At 32.0% G+C, this 17,731-nt stretch carries 19 protein-coding genes; 6 read left to right on the top strand and 13 right to left on the bottom strand.

Translation table 11 applies throughout. From position 1 onward, the window contains the following. The 7 genes from ACFQ1U_RS00200 to ACFQ1U_RS00170 form a co-directional block, all read right to left on the bottom strand. Nucleotides 1-2,683 (bottom strand): beta strand repeat-containing protein (locus tag ACFQ1U_RS00200; protein ID WP_386104085.1); only part of this gene is annotated, 2,683 nt, incomplete at its 3' end. Nucleotides 2,684-2,952: 269 nt separating this feature from the next. Further along, nucleotides 2,953-3,771: a prolipoprotein diacylglyceryl transferase gene (lgt, locus tag ACFQ1U_RS00195; RefSeq protein WP_386104083.1), complete on the bottom strand. Its 819-nt coding sequence runs from the start codon at nucleotides 3,769-3,771 to the stop codon at nucleotides 2,953-2,955. Between the two features lie 70 nt (nucleotides 3,772-3,841). Further along, the gene (gene yidD / locus ACFQ1U_RS00190; RefSeq protein WP_386104081.1) at nucleotides 3,842-4,084 is read right to left on the bottom strand and encodes a membrane protein insertion efficiency factor YidD; all 243 of its coding nucleotides are present in this window, start codon (nucleotides 4,082-4,084) and stop codon (nucleotides 3,842-3,844) included. Then, complete coding sequence (gene cysS / locus ACFQ1U_RS00185; RefSeq protein WP_386104079.1) at nucleotides 4,084-5,562, bottom strand: cysteine--tRNA ligase; 1,479 nt, start codon at nucleotides 5,560-5,562, stop codon at nucleotides 4,084-4,086. The genes yidD and cysS overlap by 1 nt, the downstream gene beginning before the upstream one ends. 95 nt (nucleotides 5,563-5,657) lie before the next feature. After that, nucleotides 5,658-6,599: a hypothetical protein gene (locus tag ACFQ1U_RS00180; RefSeq protein WP_386104077.1), complete on the bottom strand. Its 942-nt coding sequence runs from the start codon at nucleotides 6,597-6,599 to the stop codon at nucleotides 5,658-5,660. Then, the gene (locus ACFQ1U_RS00175) at nucleotides 6,580-7,110 is read right to left on the bottom strand and encodes a hypothetical protein (protein WP_386104075.1); all 531 of its coding nucleotides are present in this window, start codon (nucleotides 7,108-7,110) and stop codon (nucleotides 6,580-6,582) included. The genes ACFQ1U_RS00180 and ACFQ1U_RS00175 overlap by 20 nt, the downstream gene beginning before the upstream one ends. Next, the gene (locus tag ACFQ1U_RS00170; protein ID WP_386104073.1) at nucleotides 7,094-7,657 is read right to left on the bottom strand and encodes an RNA polymerase sigma factor; all 564 of its coding nucleotides are present in this window, start codon (nucleotides 7,655-7,657) and stop codon (nucleotides 7,094-7,096) included. The genes ACFQ1U_RS00175 and ACFQ1U_RS00170 overlap by 17 nt, the downstream gene beginning before the upstream one ends. Before the next feature lie 103 nt (nucleotides 7,658-7,760). On the opposite strand from ACFQ1U_RS00170, the gene meaB reads away from it, so the two are divergent. Continuing rightward, complete coding sequence (gene meaB / locus ACFQ1U_RS00165; protein ID WP_386104071.1) at nucleotides 7,761-8,831, top strand: methylmalonyl Co-A mutase-associated GTPase MeaB; 1,071 nt, start codon at nucleotides 7,761-7,763, stop codon at nucleotides 8,829-8,831. On the opposite strand, the gene ACFQ1U_RS00160 is transcribed toward meaB, so the two are convergent. Then, a complete protein-coding gene (locus ACFQ1U_RS00160; RefSeq protein WP_386104069.1) occupies nucleotides 8,828-9,610 on the bottom strand; it encodes an MBL fold metallo-hydrolase in 783 nt (260 codons plus the stop codon). The two genes, meaB and ACFQ1U_RS00160, sit on opposite strands and share 4 nt — an antisense overlap. A gap of 85 nt (nucleotides 9,611-9,695) precedes the next feature. On the opposite strand from ACFQ1U_RS00160, the gene ACFQ1U_RS00155 reads away from it, so the two are divergent. From ACFQ1U_RS00155 to ACFQ1U_RS00140, 4 genes are read left to right on the top strand one after another with little or no spacing between them, the layout of a single operon-like run. Next, nucleotides 9,696-11,147: a TonB-dependent receptor gene (locus tag ACFQ1U_RS00155; protein ID WP_386104067.1), complete on the top strand. Its 1,452-nt coding sequence runs from the start codon at nucleotides 9,696-9,698 to the stop codon at nucleotides 11,145-11,147. A 60-nt stretch (nucleotides 11,148-11,207) separates the two neighbouring features. Next, the gene (locus ACFQ1U_RS00150; protein ID WP_386104065.1) at nucleotides 11,208-11,759 is read left to right on the top strand and encodes an RNA polymerase sigma factor; all 552 of its coding nucleotides are present in this window, start codon (nucleotides 11,208-11,210) and stop codon (nucleotides 11,757-11,759) included. A 32-nt stretch (nucleotides 11,760-11,791) separates the two neighbouring features. After that, nucleotides 11,792-12,316, top strand: coding sequence for a hypothetical protein (locus ACFQ1U_RS00145; protein WP_386104064.1), 525 nt, complete (start codon nucleotides 11,792-11,794; stop codon nucleotides 12,314-12,316). Nucleotides 12,317-12,324: 8 nt separating this feature from the next. Next, nucleotides 12,325-12,786 carry a hypothetical protein gene (locus tag ACFQ1U_RS00140; protein WP_386104062.1) on the top strand — a complete coding sequence of 154 codons (462 nt, stop codon included), beginning with the start codon at nucleotides 12,325-12,327 and terminating at the stop codon, nucleotides 12,784-12,786. Nucleotides 12,787-12,812: 26 nt separating this feature from the next. On the opposite strand, the gene ACFQ1U_RS00135 is transcribed toward ACFQ1U_RS00140, so the two are convergent. The 4 genes from ACFQ1U_RS00135 to ACFQ1U_RS00120 all read right to left on the bottom strand — a co-directional run bounded on the left by ACFQ1U_RS00135 (nucleotide 12,813) and on the right by ACFQ1U_RS00120 (nucleotide 14,754). After that, a complete protein-coding gene (locus tag ACFQ1U_RS00135) occupies nucleotides 12,813-13,010 on the bottom strand; it encodes a hypothetical protein (protein WP_386104060.1) in 198 nt (65 codons plus the stop codon). A gap of 132 nt (nucleotides 13,011-13,142) precedes the next feature. Then, the gene (locus ACFQ1U_RS00130; RefSeq protein ID WP_386104058.1) at nucleotides 13,143-13,409 is read right to left on the bottom strand and encodes a hypothetical protein; all 267 of its coding nucleotides are present in this window, start codon (nucleotides 13,407-13,409) and stop codon (nucleotides 13,143-13,145) included. 22 nt (nucleotides 13,410-13,431) lie between these two features. Continuing rightward, on the bottom strand, nucleotides 13,432-14,061 hold the full coding sequence (locus ACFQ1U_RS00125; protein ID WP_386104056.1) for a CatA-like O-acetyltransferase: 630 nt from the start codon (nucleotides 14,059-14,061) through the stop codon (nucleotides 13,432-13,434). Further along, complete coding sequence (locus ACFQ1U_RS00120; RefSeq protein WP_386104054.1) at nucleotides 14,062-14,754, bottom strand: HAD family hydrolase; 693 nt, start codon at nucleotides 14,752-14,754, stop codon at nucleotides 14,062-14,064. Nucleotides 14,755-15,096: 342 nt separating this feature from the next. On the opposite strand from ACFQ1U_RS00120, the gene ACFQ1U_RS00115 reads away from it, so the two are divergent. Next, nucleotides 15,097-16,899, top strand: a complete 1,803-nt coding sequence (locus ACFQ1U_RS00115; RefSeq protein ID WP_386104052.1) for a cellulase family glycosylhydrolase — start codon at nucleotides 15,097-15,099, stop codon at nucleotides 16,897-16,899. A 40-nt stretch (nucleotides 16,900-16,939) separates the two neighbouring features. Here the strand turns inward: ACFQ1U_RS00115 and kdsB are convergent, their stop codons facing one another. Continuing rightward, nucleotides 16,940-17,671, bottom strand: coding sequence for a 3-deoxy-manno-octulosonate cytidylyltransferase (kdsB, locus tag ACFQ1U_RS00110; RefSeq protein WP_386104050.1), 732 nt, complete (start codon nucleotides 17,669-17,671; stop codon nucleotides 16,940-16,942). Between the last annotated feature and the right edge of the window lie 60 nt (nucleotides 17,672-17,731).

Raw genomic sequence — 17,731 nt, 5'->3', positions numbered from 1 at the left:
TAGGTCCGTAGATTAAATTATCATCCGTATCAATGTAGAAATCACCATCTACACCTTCTGTAGTTGGACTCAACGTACCACTTAAAACTGTTCTTCCATCTGCTCCATCAGCACCTGCTGCACCAACTAAACTGGTTCCTGATCCCCAAGCGCCACCTGTTTTAGGTCCGTAGATTAAATTATCATCTGTATCAATGTAGAAATCACCGTCAACTCCTTCTGTGGTTGGACTTACTGTAGCACTTAAAACTGTTCTTCCATCTGATCCATCAGCACCTGCTGCTCCAACTAAACTGGTTCCTGATCCCCATGCGCCACCTGATTTAGGTCCGTAGATTAAATTATCATCTGTATCAATGTAGAAATCTCCATCAACTCCTTCTGTGGTTGGACTTACTGTACCGCTTAAAACTGTTCTTCCATCTGATCCCGCTGCTCCAACTAAACTGGTTCCTGACCCCCATGCGCCACCTGTTTTAGGTCCGTAGATTAAATTATCATCTGTATCAATGTAGAAATCGCCGTCAACTCCTTCTGTGGTTGGACTCAACGTACCACTTAAAACTGTTCTTCCATCTGCTCCATCAGCACCTGCTGCGCCAACTAAACTGGTTCCTGATCCCCAAGCTCCTCCTGTTTTAGGTCCGTAGATTAAATTATCATCCGTATCAATGTAGAAATCGCCATCAACTCCTTCTGTGCTTGGACTTACTGTACCACTTAAAACTGTTCTTCCATCTGCTCCATCAGCACCTACTGTACCAACTAAACTGGTTCCTGATCCCCATGCGCCACCTGTTTTAGGACCGTAGATTAAATTATCATCCGTATCAATGTAGAAATCTCCATCAACGCCTTCTGTGGTTGGACTCAACGTACCACTTAAAACTGTTCTTCCATCTGCTCCCGCTGCGCCTGCTGCACCAACTAAACTAGTTCCTGCCCCCCAAGCGCCACCTGTTTTAGGTCCATAGATTAAATTATCATCCGTATCAATGTAGAAATCGCCATCAACTCCTTCTGTGGTTGGACTCAACGTACCACTTAAAACTGTTCTTCCATCTGCTCCATCAGCTCCTGCCGCGCCTTGTAAGCTAGCTAAAAAGTCTGCCTCAGTTCCTGTATTCCCAGCATCTAACCAAACTTGATATGCACTTGCGCCATCAGCTCCTGCTGCACCATCTGCCCCTTGTAAACTTGCTAAAAAATCCGCCTCAGTTCCTGTATTTCCTGCATCTAACCAAACTTGATATGCACTTGAACCATTAGCTCCTGCTGCACCATCTACTCCTTGTAAACTTGCTAAAAAATCGGCTTCTGTCCCAGTGTTTCCTGCATCTAACCAAACTTGATATGCACTTGCGCCATCAGCTCCTGCTGCACCATCTGCTCCTTGTAAACTTGCTAAAAAATCCGCCTCAGTTCCTGTATTTCCTGCATCTAACCAAACTTGATATGTACTTGAACCATCTGCTCCTGCTGCACCTTGAGGTCCCGTTAGATTAGAAGTTGTAAAAGATGTTCCATCAGAATAATTAATAGTAAAAGTCCCATTTCCATTATCTACTGTACTTAAAACACCGTTACCATCAGCACCTGCTGTACCATCTGTCCCTTGTAAACTTGCTAAAAAGTCGGCCTCAGTCCCAGTGTTTCCTGCATCTAACCAAACTTGATATGCACTTGCACCATCAGCTCCTGCTGCACCTTGAGGTCCCGTTAGATTAGAAGTTGTAAAAGATGTTCCATCAGAATAATTAATAGTAAAAGTCCCATTTCCATTATCTACTGTACTTAAAACACCGTTACCATCAGCACCTGCTACACCATCTGCGCCTTGTAAACTTGCTAAAAAGTCGGCTTCTGTTCCTGTATTTCCTGCATCTAACCAAACTTGATATGCACTTGCACCATCTGCTCCTGCTGCACCATCTGCCCCTTGTAAACTTGCTAAAAAATCCGCCTCAGTTCCTGTATTTCCTGCATCTAACCAAACTTGATATGCACTTGAACCATCTGCTCCTGCTGCACCATTTGCGCCTTGTAAACTTGCTAAAAAATCCGCCTCAGTTCCTGTATTTCCTGCATCTAACCAAACTTGATATGCACTTGCGCCATCGTTTACACTAGTACTTATTAGCTGAGAACTTGATCCATTAGATCCATATAAATCTCCATTACCAGTATTGTAATATAATTTATAATCTGATGGAAGTATATTATTAGCTTGTGGAGCTCCATCAGCTGAGATAACTTCTTCTGGAGAGATAAGTGATGATAGGTTAACACTGTTTGAACCTCCATTTTCTATTTCAATAATTAAATTATTGTTTGTATCTAAAGTAATATTGGTTATTTCTTGATTATCAGAAGAATTACCAATTACATCATCAACATTTTCTTGATCAATTATTTTAACCCATTTAGTACCATCCCAAAAATAAAAACCTTTACCTGTGGTGGTATTAATATTATAAACTAATAAGCTTTCTGTAATTGATGGTGATTCAACAGGATTTGGCGTTGACAAATCATCAATATTAATTCTAGGAATTAAGATTCCTTTACTGTCTGAAACAACATCTAATTGAGAAGATTCGTTTGGGGTTAAAGTTCCTATGCCTACCTGTGAAAATAAACAGGTGGTAAAGATTACCAAATACATAGTAATAATTTTTTTCATGGGTAATATGTTTAAATTGAAATGAAAATTAAATGGTAATAATCGTTTGGTTATTCAAACTTATTTATTAACCTGATTATAAACATATTAGCAACGGCAAAATCCGTTAATTTATAGATGAAATACACATTACTATAGATGAATAGATATAAACATTTTAAAAACAGACACTTTATACATCATATAAAAAGTTAGCTAGTAATTTTAATTAAAAAAAACACCTTTAAGAATAATCTTAAAGGTGTTTGTTTAACTTATAAGCCTAAGTTTTATTTTTTTCTAAACACAAGCCATATACCAATTAAAATTAATGGAATACTTAATAATTGACCTGTATTTAATCCAACTATTATATCTTCTCTACCGTCAACCTGTGGCTCTTTTAAATATTCAATTACTAAGCGAAGAGACCATAGTACAATCATGAAAATACCAAATAAAAAACCTTCTTGTTGTTTTTTAGCTGTTTTCCAATATACAAACCACAGTATAAAAAACAATACTAAATAACTGAACGCCTCATAAAGTTGAGTAGGATGACGAGGTACTGTTTCTCCTGCTGCTCTAAATATAACCCCAAAACTACTATTGGTTGGTTTTCCATAGATTTCTGAATTGAAAAAATTACCAAATCGTATAAAAAAGCCTGCCAAAGCAACCATAATCCCCATTCTGTCTAAAATAAATAACCATGATTTATTTAAATGCTTTTTAGCATAAAAATATAACGCTATTGGAATAGCTATTGCTGCACCATGACTTGCAAAACCAGTAAATCCTGTAAACTTCCAAGAACCATCTGCTAATTTTTTAAAGGGTATTACAATTTCTAACAAGTGATTTTGATAATAATCCCAACTATAAAAAAATACATCTCCTAAACGCATACCTATTAACATAGATACAAAGGTGTACATGAATAAAGGATCTAACTTATCATGTGAGATATCATCATTTTTATAAATCTTTTTCATTAAGTATGTACCCAAAATAAAAGCGGTTACAAACATTAAACTATACCAACGTATAGTAAAAAAGCCTAAATCGATTCCTATAGATGGATCCCAAACTACGGATAAGTATTGCATATAATTTGTTTTTTATATATCGAGGTTAGTCGAACTTAATTTATAATAATGTAAATACTTTGTTAAGTATTTACTTTGTATTCTTTTTTTCTGGTACTGGATCATAACCACTTCCACCCCATGGATGACAGCTAAATATTCTTTTTAATGCAAGCCATCCCCCGTAAAACAGTCCATGTTTTTTTAGAGCCTCAACAGTATATGTTGAACACGTTGGTGAATATCTACATGTTGCTGGAGTAAAAGGAGAAATAGCTACTTGATAAAAGCGAACTATTGCTATAAACGGATATGCCAGTATTTTTTTTAGCATTAGTTAATCGTAAAACTTGTACCTTCTCTACCGTCTTTTAATTGAATACCTAAAGCTGCTAACTCATCTCTAATTTGATCTGATAAGTCCCAATCTTTATTGTCTCTTGCTTCTTTACGTAACTTAATCAACAAATCAACAACTCCTCCTAATTTATCAGAACTTTGCTCTTTAGCATCATTTACTAATCCTAAAATATCGAAAACAAAGGCATGCAAAGAGTTGGTTAACAATGTTAAATCAGCACTCGAAATAGTAGCCTTTTTATCTTTTAATTGATTGATAAATTTAACGGCTTCAAATAAATGTGCAATTAAAATTGGAGTATTAAAATCATCATTCATAGCATCGTAACATTTCTGTTTCCATTCTGCTACGTTAAAATCTGATGAATTTCCTGGGGTTATGTCAGCCAAATAATCAACAGCTTCCATTAATCTGTTAAATCCCTTTTCTGACGCTAATAATGCTTCTCCTGAAAAATCTAAAACGCTTCTGTAATGAGCTTGCATGATAAAGAAACGAACTACACCAACTCCAAATGCTTTGGGTAATACTTCATTATTTCCTGTTAAAATATCATCTGGTAATACATAATTACCCGTTGACTTAGCCATTTTTTGACCATTTAACAGCAACATATTTGCGTGCATCCAATAATTTACGGGTTGTACACCTGAACATGTATGAGATTGTGCTATTTCACACTCATGATGTGGAAACTTTAAATCCATTCCTCCACCATGAATATCAAACTGATCTCCTAAATATTTAGAACTCATTACTGAACATTCTAAATGCCAACCAGGAAAACCATCACTCCAAGGAGATGGCCAACGCATAATATGGCGATCATCTGCTTTTTTCCAAAGCGCAAAATCTTGAGGGTTTCTCTTTTCAGATTGACCATCTAACGCACGTGTATTATGAATTGCATCCTCTATATTTCTTCCTGAAAGAATTCCGTAATGATTCTCTTTGTTGTAAGCTAATACATCAAAATATACAGAACCATTTACTTCATATGCTAAACCTTTATCCATGATTTTCTTTATCATTTCTATTTGTTCAACAATATGACCAGTTGCTGTTGGTTCTATACTTGGAGGTAAAAAATTATATTTAGCAGCTACGGTATGAAAATCAACCGTATAACGTTGAACAACTTCCATGGGCTCTATCTGTTCTAAACGAGCTTTTTTGGCAATTCTATCCTCACCTTCATCAGCATCATTTTCTAAATGACCTGCATCTGTTATATTACGAACATAGCGTACTTTATAACCTAAATGCAACAGGTATCTAAAAACCATATCAAAAGACATAAAAGTACGTATGTTTCCTAAATGCACATTACTATACACTGTAGGTCCACAAACATACATTCCCACACGTCCGTCTGTTATTGGTTTAAAAAGTTCTTTACTTTTTGATAATGAGTTATATATTTTTAGCTGATTTTCTTTGTATAGATCCATTAAACAATACTTTTTTGGAGCGCTAAAGGTAACAAGTTTTAATAAAAAAAAACCACTTTGTGAAGTGGTTTTTTGTTTTAATTAACTTTAGGTGTTTATTTTGAAAAGCTTAATTCACCATATCGAACATTCATGTTAAACTTTGCTGATTTTGGAGCTTTAATTTTTATGAAACGTTTAATCTTTATATTACTGCGTTGCTTTAATATTTTTTGAATATCCGTTCGTCTTCTTTCTTGCAATGCTTCTCTTTTTTCATGAATAATTTTTAGTTTTTCAGCTCTTTTTTTCTCTCTTTCTACTAGTAATTGCGTTCTTTTTTCTATTAATGCTTTGTATTTTAATTCACGCTCAAGTTGTTTTTGAGCTTTCTTTTCAATTTCTTTGATACGTTCTTTTAATTCTTTTCCTTGAATACTATCGTATTCGTAATTATTAATTGTTAAAGAAGTTCCGTTAACTTTTATCTTTGCGTTTTTACCGATAATCTTTTCATTTTTCTTTTTCCATTTTTTTAAGTATGATTTGTCTTTCTTATAAGCTTTAAAATCAAACTTTGAAGGTGTTTGGGGCATTGGTGGAACTGGTAATTCTGGCATTGGTGGAATTGGCACAGCAAAATCTGCAGAATCTAAAACGTCTAATGCACCTAATGATAAATCTACTAAATCAGACTCAAAATGATTGTAGTTTGGAGCGTCAAAATTAAACGAATGAATATCTATTCGTGATTTTGATCTAGAACGAACTCTAACTAGTTTGCTATTTCCTACTGCTTCAAAATCCCATTTATTAAATAAGTCATCACGCATTTTGGGAGTAATATCTTCTCCTTCTACCTCCATAAATGCCTCAACTACTACTTCATTTTTATCCCAGGTTTCAATTTCTATATTGGTATAACGGGTGTTAATATCAATTACTACATTAGGCTGAACTAAAAATGATTCTTTTTGCTTTTCTTTAGTGTTTTGAGCTTGTGAAAACTGAAAGGCACTTAATAATACTATTAAAATTTTATAAGATATTTTTTTCATGATTGCTTTGGTTAAATTGTAACTCTTGTACTTGGTCTTTTAATTGTATTAAAAGCTGCAAGCGAATTTGAAGATTTGTTATTAATGCATTGATTGTTTGATTGTTTATCCCTTTGTTTTCTAGCTCGAGATTTAATCTTTTATAATCAGCATCTAACTTACTTAGCTTCTCAAAATACTCATCTAATAAGGCCTTATTGTTTGGAGTAACTTCTAAACTTGCCATTTCATAATTAATGGCTGTTGTATAATAATTTTCTATTTTTTTCATTTCTGGAGATATACTAGCAAGCGATAACGCGGGTGCTTGTACTGATGGTTTTTTCCAAAAAAATATATTTACAGCTAGTAAAATTGTTACAGTTGCTGCTGCATACCAAAGTTTATTATTTGTTTTTTTCTTTGGAAATGCTTCTGATAATTTTGCTTTAAACTTAGCTTCATGGTTAAACGATAACGTTTCTTTTTCGTCTTGATAATTTCGCATTAATTTTCTAACATCCTTCGGCATAACTCAATGTTTTTAATGTTTCTTTTATAATTTTTTTCCCTCTTAACAACTGTGTTCTTGAGGTTACTGGTGTAATATTTATTATTTCCGCAATTTCATTATGATCATAACCTTCTATTAAATATAAGTTAAGTACCACACTGTATTTTGGAGGTAAATTATCTATAGCTTTTTTAATCATGCTAACTGTTACCGCTTCATCAACTTGCCATGAATTATCCTCCAGCACTTCATCTGTAATAACCTCCTCGTTAATAGCAACTAATACGGGTTTGTTTTTTTTAAGCTCATCTATACAGGTGTTTATAACTATTCTTTTTAACCAAGCTCCAAAAGCTACTTCTTCTTTATATGTATGAATACTTTTAAAAGCTTTAACAAACGCATCTTGCATAACATCCTCTGCTAAAACTGAATCTTTCATATACCTACAAGCTACTGCATACATTGCATTGCAATAAGCTTTATACAACTGTAATTGCGCTTTTTCATTGTGCTTTTTACACTTTTGAATAAGTTTATTATGTATTTGTTTTATTGGTTTCATTGATTGTTGCTTATCTTAAAGACGAGACATTTTTAAGAGTGTTGCATTTTATCGTATTTTTATTTCTAAATTTACATTTCAATTTAGTTTTTATCCGTTAATAATGTCTAAAAAACCATCTGCATTACACGAAAAAAAAGGAATTCAACAGCCTGACACTACTAGTAGCGTTGCTGCTAATAAAATTAAAATTAGCAGAAAAAAAAGGTTTACTACAGATGAATATGTGACTAAAATTTTACAAGGGAATATTACTTTTTTGAGCAAAGCCATTACTTTGGTAGAAAGTACTAATCTAAAACATCAACAACAAGCTAACGAAATCTTAAATAGATGTTTACCTCATGCCAACAAGTCTGTTAGAATAGGAATTACAGGTGTTCCTGGAGTAGGTAAGAGTACTTTTATCGAATCTTTTGGTACTTACTTAACGGGAATTGGTAAAAAAGTAGCTGTTTTAGCAGTAGATCCTAGTAGCTCAGTTAATAGTGGTAGTATTTTAGGAGATAAAACTAGAATGGAGCAATTAGTAACCGATGTAAATGCTTTTATTAGACCTTCTCCTTCAGGAACTTCATTGGGTGGTGTTGCTCAAAAAACAAGAGAGAGCATAATTTTATGTGAAGCTGCTGGTTTTGATACTATTATTATTGAAACCGTGGGAGTTGGTCAAAGTGAAACCGCTGTTCATTCTATGGTAGATTTCTTTTTACTTTTAAAATTATCTGGTGCTGGAGATGAACTTCAAGGTATTAAACGTGGAATTATAGAAATGGCAGATGCCATTGTTATCAATAAAGCAGATGGTGATAATATTAAAAACGCTAAAATTGCCAAAGTTGAATTTAATAGAGCTCTGCATTTATATCCTCCTAAAGAAAGTGGTTGGCAACCTAAAGTTTTAACTGCAAGCGGATTAAATAATAACGGAATTAAAGAAGTATATAATATGATTTCAAATTATTTAGAAACCACTAAAAACAATGGCTATTTTTCCAATAAAAGGAATAAACAAAATAAACACTGGTTATTTTCAACTATAGAAAATGAACTAAAAAGTAGATTTTACAACAACCCCGTAATTAAAGAATTACTTGCTGTAGAAATTAAAAATCTTGAAGAAGGAAAAAGTACTCCATTTAATGCCGCCAAAAATTTATTAGATAACGCTTAATTAGTTACTATTTGTAAACCATCGTAAGCTAAAAATACATTTTGGGGTAATTCTTTCTCAACTTTATCATGTAAACCTAAAGGCTCGCTAATATGTGTTAAATACGTTCTTTTAGGTTTGATTTCATTAATAAAACGTAAAGCTTCATCAATATTAAAATGAGTTGCATGAGGTTCTTTTCTTAAACCTGTAACAATAAGCACATCTAAGTTTTTTAACTTTTCTTTTTCTGATATCTCCATTGTTTTAATATCGGTAATATACGCAGCATTTCCTATTCTGTAACCTAATATTGGTAAATTTCCATGCATTACCTCTAACGGTGTTATTGTTTTATTAGCTAATTCTAACCTACTATGATGAGATATTTCATGCTGCTTAACACTTGGTGCAGAAGAATACCTGTTTTCTGTAGCAAAAACATAATCGTATCTTTTTTGTAAAACTTTAAGCACGCGCTTAAGTCCATAAATTGGCATGTCACCCATTTTAAAACAAAAAGGTCTTATGTCATCAAAACCAGCAATATGATCTGCATGTTCATGAGTAAATAAAATGCCGTTAACTTTAGTAACATTTTCACGCAGCATCTGTTGTCTAAAATCAGGTCCACAATCAATTACATAGTTTACATCACCCCAAGTTAGCATTATTGAAGATCGTAAACGTTTATCTTTGGGGTTATTAGATTTTGCCACAACACTTGTACTACCTATCATTGGAACTCCTGTAGATGTTCCTGTACCTAAAAACGTTATTTTTAATTCGGAATTATTCATGGTTTGCCTCACAAAAATAAGATAAAAATTGACTTGTACTTTCTAATTTCTGTACATTTGTATTACGTAAACAAAAACAACTAAAATGGCAGTTACCTTAAAGGGAGATCAAAAATTAAACACGGTTCCTACTACCAAAACTAAAGCCTTAAAAATCAATTTAAATGCACACATTTATGGTACTTTTGCCGAAATTGGTGCAGGACAAGAAACGGTTAGAAACTTCTTTAGAGCTGGTGGTGCTTCTGGAACCATTGCAAAAGCCATGAGTGCTTATGACAAAGATTTCTCTGATGCCATTTACGGAATTGAAGATGACGGTAGATATGTTACTGAAGAACGTTTAAAGAAAATGTTGCGCCATGAAATGGAACTGATTGAGGAACGATTAAACCGTCAAAAACACCCAGAAAAGTTGTTTTTTAGTTACGCCAATACTGTAGCTACTATTAATTTCTCTAAGAAATTTAAAGGACATGGTTGGGTTGGTATTAAATTTCAATTAGATCCACTAGAAGACTACAATGAAATCATCTTGCACCTTCGTTTTAAAGAAACCGACGCAAGAGCACAACAAGAAACTCTTGGAATTTTAGGAGTAAATTTAATTTACGGAGCTTATTACTTAAACGACAACCCAAAAGAATTACTAAAATCTTTTTACGATAATATAGACAAGGATAAGCTAGAAATTGATATGATTAATTTCTCAGGTCCTCGTTTTATGTACGTAGACAACCGTTTAATGAGTTTACAACTTGTTAAAAACGGAATGACTAACGCCGTAATGTTTGGTCCTGACGGTAACAACCTTTTACCAGCTCAGGTTTTATACAAAAAAAATATACTAGCATTACGTGGTAGTTTTAGACCTGTTACTAAAGTTAACATGAACATGTACCAAGAAGCTAAAAATTTATTTTTTAGTGAAAACAAAGTAGATCCTAAAAGCACACAAGTAATTTTTGAAATTACTTTGAGTAATCTTCGAGCTGAAGGTGAAATTAATGAACGTGATTTCTTAGACAGAGCTGAATTATTATGCTCATTAGGTCAAAACGTAATGATTACTAACTACCAAGAATATTATCGTCTAGTAGAATATTTTAGTGAATTCACAAAAGAGCGAATGGCATTGGCAATGGGCGTTTACAATTTAATTCAAATTTTTGATGAAAAATATTATCGTCACGTAAGCGGTGGTATTTTAGAAGCTTTCGGTAAACTGTTCTACAAAGATTTAAAGGTGTACATGTACCCATATAAAGACAATGAAACAGGTAAATTTATTACCTCTAAAAACTTAAAAGTACATCCAAGAATGAAAGAACTTTATAAGTTCTTTAAAAACAATGGTCGTTTAGTAGATATTGAAACTTATGACCCTAATGTTTTACATATTTTCTCTAGAAATGTATTAAAAATGATTAAAGAAGGCACAACCGGGTGGCAAGAAATGTTACCAACTGGTATTGCCGATATGATTGAGCGAAAAAGATTATTTGGATACGCTAGAAAAAAAACTACAAAAAAATAATTTTAAAGCACTTTTAAACCTTTTTGTATTTTTAACGTCTAACATATCAAAATTAATTGTTTGGTAGACGAATTAACATTGGTAGCAAAATTACAAAACACTAGTTCAAAAGAAATAGCGTTTCGTGATTTGGTATCGCAATACAAAGAGCGATTGTATTGGCACATCAGGAAAATAGTAATTTCTCATGATGATGCTGATGATGTGTTACAAAATACTTTTATTAAAATTTATAAAAGTATTGGTAGCTTTAAAGGCGATAGTAAGCTGTTTTCTTGGATGTATAGAATTGCAACCAATGAAGCTATCTCTTTTATTAATAAAAGAGCAAAACAGCAAAATGTTGATATTTCAGAATATCAGTACAGCTTAGCCGCTAACCTAACAGATGACAACTGGTTTAGTGGAGAAGAAATTCAACTTATTTTACAAAAAGCAATTGCTACATTACCGCAAAAACAACAGTTAGTTTTTAATATGAAATATTTTGATGACATGAAATATCAAGATATATCGGACATACTTGAAACCTCCGTGGGCGGATTAAAAGCATCTTACCATCATGCTGTGAAAAAAATTGAAGAGTATATTAAAAATTATAGTGAAGATTAAACCTTTTATGGTTTTAATAGTCTAAATAACAAATGAACAAGGATTTAGAATATATAAAAAATAATAAAGGCAACGAAGGCTTTACAATACCAAAGACTTATTTTAATGACTTTGAAGACAATCTTTTTGTTAAAATAAAAGAAGAATCTTTACCTGAAACAACTGGTTTTAAAACACCTGACAATTATTTTAATAATTTAGAAAACAACATACTTAACAAAGTAACTAGCAGTAACACTACTAAAGTTATTTCATTAAGAAAACGAGTTTTACAATTTATTCCTTCTGTAGCAGCTGCATGTGTTTTACTTTTTATAGGTTTGCAGATTATAAACACCAATAATACTACTATTAGTATTGATGATATTAACGCTACAGAAATAGCTAATTGGTTAGAAATTAACCACGATGGAAATTTTTCATCAGAAATAGCTTATAGCATAGCTAACAACGAATTAAACTTTGATGATTTAGCTACCGTAAATATTCAAGAAGAAAGTATTGAGGATTATTTAAATACTGTAGATAGTGAAATTATTATTGAAGAAATAGAATAAATTTAAAGATGAAGAAAATATTACTCATATTATTTACTTTTAGCTTGTTACCTCAAGTTATAAGTGCACAATATTCAAGAAAAGCTGGTAAAGAAAAAATTAAGGCTTTTAAAGTAGCTCACATTACAGAAAAGCTAAGCTTAACCGAAAAAGAAGCTCAAAAGTTCTGGCCTATTTACAACGAATTTGAAGAAAAAAAAGAACAACTTTTTTACATTGAACGAAAAAAAATAAAAAAGCAAATTCTCGCTGCTGGCGGAATTGAAGAAATATCAAATAAAGAGGCAGAAAGTATTTTAAAAGAAATTTTAGACGTTAAAAAAAATCACTTAAAAAATAAAGAAGAGTTTTTATCGCAAGTATCTAAGTTTTTATCTCCAAAAAAGATATTACAATTAGAAATTGCCGAGCACGAATTTAATAGAAAATTGGTGAAAAAACTTCGAGAGAATAGAGGTTTAAGAAGATAAAAAAGGAAGCAATTGCTTCCTTTTTTTTATTTTTTAATTTTAGTCATACAAACCTGTAATTCCGGTTTGTTTGCTGTAAATTGTTTAACCCAAATTATTAGTTCATTAACCTCATAGGGTAATAATCTGTTCATTGCTTTTTCGAGTTCTCTGCAAAACAAATCTGCATTAAAACTCACTTTTTTCAACACTGTTTTAGTGTATTCAAACATAGCTCTTGCCATATTTTTGTTGGGGGTTTTATGTTATTTTCAGCTGTAATTTACAAAAAAATTAAAAATGATATGTTAAAAAATATGTAAAAAAAAAGCAACCTTAGTTTAAGGTTGCTTTTATATTGTGTTATAAAATGCTAATTATAAAGCATTAATTTTAGTAATTAAGCCGTTAGCTTTTTCCTCTAACTCTTTACTAATTGCTGTAAAATGAGCTTTTTTATTGTCTACATTTTTAGCGTTAACTTTAGCTATTAATTCATCAAAAACAACAATAACCTCATCTACAATCTCATCTGCTTTTGCTCTATCAGCATCTGCATTTAATTGAGTATAAACTCCGCAAATATCAATAATATCTCCTAAAGTATAATTGATGTCTTTCTTTAAATTCTTTACGCTTGCCATATTTAATAATTTTGATGCAAAATTAACTCAATTTATTTAATTCGAGTTGAAAATTATCGAAAAACTGTCCAATATGATATCCATCTACCAAAGCATGATTAACATTGATTGCTACAGACATTAATTTTTTATCATTTTCTTGGATTATTTTCCCAAAAGCCAACTGAGGTACACTATCATCTTTATTTCCTGAAAAGGGTTCTTTATGTCCAGTAAAATCAACCCATGGTATGGCAGAACAATGAATACAACCTGGTGAGTATTTAGGCGGAAATAAATTAGTGGTTGTTATTATTCGCTCTTTTTCTATCTTAAAATTAGTGTCAAAAACAGTAAAATCTTCAGAATACTCAATAAAAGAAAATCCAAATGTTTTATCTGGTCTAGCTATAGTTGCTGAAGCATGTATTATATCATAAACAGCTATTTTATCCCCTTCAATTCTGTATTTTAAATTTTCTACGCTGTTAATTGCGTTCATGCAGGCATGCAAATAGCGAGTAAAAAAAGAATAATTATTGTTTTTTGCATTCTCATAAGTTTTAGTAACATCTACTTTAGTTACCAAACCAAAAGTTGGATCTACTAACTGTCTAAAATGTGTAAATAATTCTTTTCTATTCCAACTATCAATATCTAAATATTGCTTCATTTATAAAAAATTAAGTATTTCTGTAATACTAGCTAAGGTTTTATACTCTACAGCTTCTTTTTGTTCTTTACTTACCTTTTCGTGCGCCCAGGTTGTATGAAATGGTATATGAATTGCTTCTGCTCCAATTTCTAACAGTGGTAATACATCTGACTTTAATGAATTCCCAACCATTAATAATTCATTTGGATTTATATCTAGATGTTTTACTAAGCGCTTATAATCTTTTACCTTTTTTTCACTCATAACCTCAACATGATGAAAATACTGTAAAATTCCAGATCGTTCTAATTTTCTTTCTTGATCTAGTAAATCTCCTTTTGTAGCTACAATTAACTTATATTTTCCATGCAATTTTTGGAGTGTTTCTTCAACCCCATCCAAAAGCTCAATTGGTTTGTCTAGCATTTCTTTACCAATAGTAATAATTTCTTGGATTACCTTTGGATTAATTTTATAGTTAGACAGTTCTAGTGCACACTGCACCATTGACAGCATAAAACCTTTTACACCATATCCATAATACACAAGATTATCTATTTCAGTTTTAAAAAGCTCTTGATCAATTTTGTTTTCTGTTTCATAACCTTCTAATAATTTTGCAAACTTATGCTCTGCTTCTCTAAAATAAGTTTCATTTACCCATAAGGTATCATCTGCATCAAAAGCAATTACTTTAATTGTTGAGTTCATTGATAATAATTAAAGTATAAAGATATTACATTCGGTATAAAGAATTTGTTAAAAATAAAATAACTAAAAATTGACAAATTAAACAAAACTAAATCAATACCTTAGTACTGTATTAACCCCCGAAATTATATACTACATGTTAACAGATTTATTACTTCATTCCCCCAGTTTGTAGAAACGGTTTAAAATAAACTGTTGTTTACTATTCTCTTTTAGTTAAAACTAAAAGCATTTTGCGCTTATAAAACTTTGTTTTATACAATGCAAGCTGCTTGCATTTGCTATGATATTACTTACAAATTATAATAACAATACTGTGAAAGAACAGTAAAAAATAGAATTATGAAAAAAATATTATTTATATACACCTTATTTTTATCTACATTAATTAATAGTCAAAATTGTGATACTACACCAGTTGCGAAACACGGAAGTTTAAGTGTTAGCGGAAATAAAATTGTTAATAAAAACAATGAGCCAGTTAGTTTTGCTGGTAATAGTTTTTTTTGGTCTAACAATGGTTGGGGCGGAGAAAAATATTATAAAGCTGAAGTTGTTTCATGGTTAAAAAACGATTGGAATACAAGTTTAGTTAGAGCCGCCATGGGAGTTGAAGACAATGGTGGTTATATTGGAAACCCAACTGACAACAAAAATAAAGTAAAAACTGTTGTAGATACTGCTATTAATGAAGGTTTATACGTTATAATAGACTGGCATTCTCATCATGCAGAGAACTACCAACAACAAGCTATTGATTTTTTTAAAGAAATGGCCACATTATATGGTAATCATCCAAATGTTATCTATGAAATTTATAACGAGCCTTTACAAGTATCTTGGGATAGTACTATTAAACCATACGCAGAGGCTGTAATTGATGAAATTAGAAAAATTGACCCTGATAACCTTATTATTGTAGGTACACCAACTTGGTCTCAAGATGTAGATGCCGCTGCTAGAAACCCAATTACTGGATATAGTAACATTGCCTATACGCTACATTTTTATGCTGCAACACATAAAGAGAGCCTTCGTCAAAAAGCTGAATATGCTTTAAACCAAGGCATAGCTTTAATGGTTACAGAATGGGGTGCTGTTTCTGCTAATGGAGATGGTGCTGTAGATGTAAATTCTACGGATACATGGATGAACTTTTTAGCTACTAACCATATCACCCATGCCAATTGGGCTATGAATGACAAAAGTGAAGGAGCTTCTTCATTAAGACCTGGAGCATCAGTAAATGGTAACTGGAGTGCTAGTAACTTAACCGCATCAGGACAAAAAGTAAAAAACATCATCCAAAACTGGGCTACATACTGTAATGGAGACAATGGTGGCGGCGATAACGGTGGTGGTGACAATGGTGGTGGTGACCAAATTACCTATGATATTAATATTAAAGCAAGAGGTGTACTTGGAGGTGAACAACTAAGTGTTTATATAAACAATAGTCTTATAGATACTTTTACCTTAACAAGTACATATGAAATTTATGGAGTTGATGGCAATGGTGAAGTTAAACTTGAATTTATTAATGATAATGGTGACAGAGACGTTCAAATAGATTACATTACAATTAACAATAATACTTTACAAGCAGAAGATCAAGAGATCAACACAGGAGTATGGCAAAATAATACTTGTGGTGGTAGCTACAGCGAATGGTTAAATTGTAATGGTTATATTGTTTTTGGTGCTGATAATGGAAATAATCCTGACCCAAATGGATGTAACGGAATCCCTGCTTGGGATGCTAACACGGTGTATGATGCTAAAGATACTCAAGTTGTCTTCAATAACGTAATTTACAGTAATAATTGGTATAGTAAAAACCAAAATCCAGAAAATAACTCTGGACAATGGGAAGTTTGGAGTATTGTTGGACCTTGCACCAATCAAAGAGTAAACACTTCGGATGTAAAAATATATTCAAATAATGCCTACAGTGCGTTAACCATTAATAGTAAAACTACATTTAATAAAGTAGAAATTTTTACTATAGATGGAAGAAAACTTATTGATAAAAATTTATCAAAATACAATCAAAATATAGATATCGCTAATCTTAAAAACGGATTCTACATTATAAAACTAACAGGTGATTCGGTAGTAACCAAAAAAATAGCAATCAAACATTAACACAAAAAAAGCGTAATCTTTTTAGATTACGCTTTACTTTTTATTCATTTAAAAACTTCTTTGCTTTTTCTAAATCTTCAGGAGTATCTATACCTATAGATTCTACATCGGTTTCTATCATCTTTATCTTCTTCCCTACCTCTAAATATCGAATAGCTTCTATTTTTTCTGCAGCTTCAAGCGGAGTCATTGGTGTATTGTAAAAATCAATTAAAGCTTCTTTTCTAAAAGCATACACTCCTTTATGTTTGTAATAAGTAACATTTAATGTAGTATCTCTATGATACGGAATTACACTTCTTGAAAAATAAATTGCAAAGTCTTTATTATCTGTAATAACTTTTACATTGTTTGGGTTTTCTATTTCTTCTTTGGATGACATAGCTACCTTTAATGATGCTAAATCTATTTCTTTTAATGTATCATTTTTAAAAACAGCAATTAATTTTTCTAATGAAACAGTATCTATAAAAGGCTCGTCACCTTGAACATTTACCACAATATCTACATTTAAATCTTCAACAGCTTCGGCAATTCTATCAGAACCGCAATCATGTTCTTTTTTACTCATAATTACCTTTCCGTTTACAGAGGTTATTTCATTATAAATAATATCAGAATCTGTAACTACATAAACATCATCAAACAAATTAGTATGTAACGCAGCTTCATAGGTTCTTACAATAACAGACTTACCCTTAAGCATTTTCATTAGCTTACCTGGAAATCTTGTTGCACTGTAACGTGCTGGTATCATGGCAATAATTCTCATAAAATAATAGCGATATTAAGCGCGTAAAGATACATATTTATATATTCTGATTTTTGAAAG

Origin of the sequence: Tenacibaculum geojense, from assembly GCF_042676005.1 — a bacterium.
GTDB classification, from domain to species: domain Bacteria; phylum Bacteroidota; class Bacteroidia; order Flavobacteriales; family Flavobacteriaceae; genus Polaribacter; species Polaribacter geojense.
This window is presented reverse-complemented; position numbering and strand designations above follow the sequence as displayed.

Bases quoted from the DNA above. Each gene is read 5' to 3' on its own strand.
- yidD (WP_386104081.1), bottom strand. From the start codon at position 4,084: ATGCTAAAAAAAATACTGGCATATCCGTTTATAGCAATAGTTCGCTTT.
- ACFQ1U_RS00160 (WP_386104069.1), bottom strand. From the start codon at position 9,610: ATGAATAATTCCGAATTAAAAATAACGTTTTTAGGTACAGGAACATCT.
- ACFQ1U_RS00140 (WP_386104062.1), top strand. From the start codon at position 12,325: ATGAAGAAAATATTACTCATATTATTTACTTTTAGCTTGTTACCTCAA.
- ACFQ1U_RS00175 (WP_386104075.1), bottom strand. From the start codon at position 7,110: ATGCCGAAGGATGTTAGAAAATTAATGCGAAATTATCAAGACGAAAAA.
- lgt (WP_386104083.1), bottom strand. From the start codon at position 3,771: ATGCAATACTTATCCGTAGTTTGGGATCCATCTATAGGAATCGATTTA.
- cysS (WP_386104079.1), bottom strand. From the start codon at position 5,562: ATGGATCTATACAAAGAAAATCAGCTAAAAATATATAACTCATTATCA.
- kdsB (WP_386104050.1), bottom strand. From the start codon at position 17,671: ATGAGAATTATTGCCATGATACCAGCACGTTACAGTGCAACAAGATTT.
- ACFQ1U_RS00130 (WP_386104058.1), bottom strand. From the start codon at position 13,409: ATGGCAAGCGTAAAGAATTTAAAGAAAGACATCAATTATACTTTAGGA.
- ACFQ1U_RS00135 (WP_386104060.1), bottom strand. From the start codon at position 13,010: ATGGCAAGAGCTATGTTTGAATACACTAAAACAGTGTTGAAAAAAGTG.
- meaB (WP_386104071.1), top strand. From the start codon at position 7,761: ATGTCTAAAAAACCATCTGCATTACACGAAAAAAAAGGAATTCAACAG.
- ACFQ1U_RS00170 (WP_386104073.1), bottom strand. From the start codon at position 7,657: ATGAAACCAATAAAACAAATACATAATAAACTTATTCAAAAGTGTAAA.
- ACFQ1U_RS00125 (WP_386104056.1), bottom strand. From the start codon at position 14,061: ATGAAGCAATATTTAGATATTGATAGTTGGAATAGAAAAGAATTATTT.
- ACFQ1U_RS00115 (WP_386104052.1), top strand. From the start codon at position 15,097: ATGAAAAAAATATTATTTATATACACCTTATTTTTATCTACATTAATT.
- ACFQ1U_RS00145 (WP_386104064.1), top strand. From the start codon at position 11,792: ATGAACAAGGATTTAGAATATATAAAAAATAATAAAGGCAACGAAGGC.
- ACFQ1U_RS00155 (WP_386104067.1), top strand. From the start codon at position 9,696: ATGGCAGTTACCTTAAAGGGAGATCAAAAATTAAACACGGTTCCTACT.
- ACFQ1U_RS00180 (WP_386104077.1), bottom strand. From the start codon at position 6,599: ATGAAAAAAATATCTTATAAAATTTTAATAGTATTATTAAGTGCCTTT.
- ACFQ1U_RS00120 (WP_386104054.1), bottom strand. From the start codon at position 14,754: ATGAACTCAACAATTAAAGTAATTGCTTTTGATGCAGATGATACCTTA.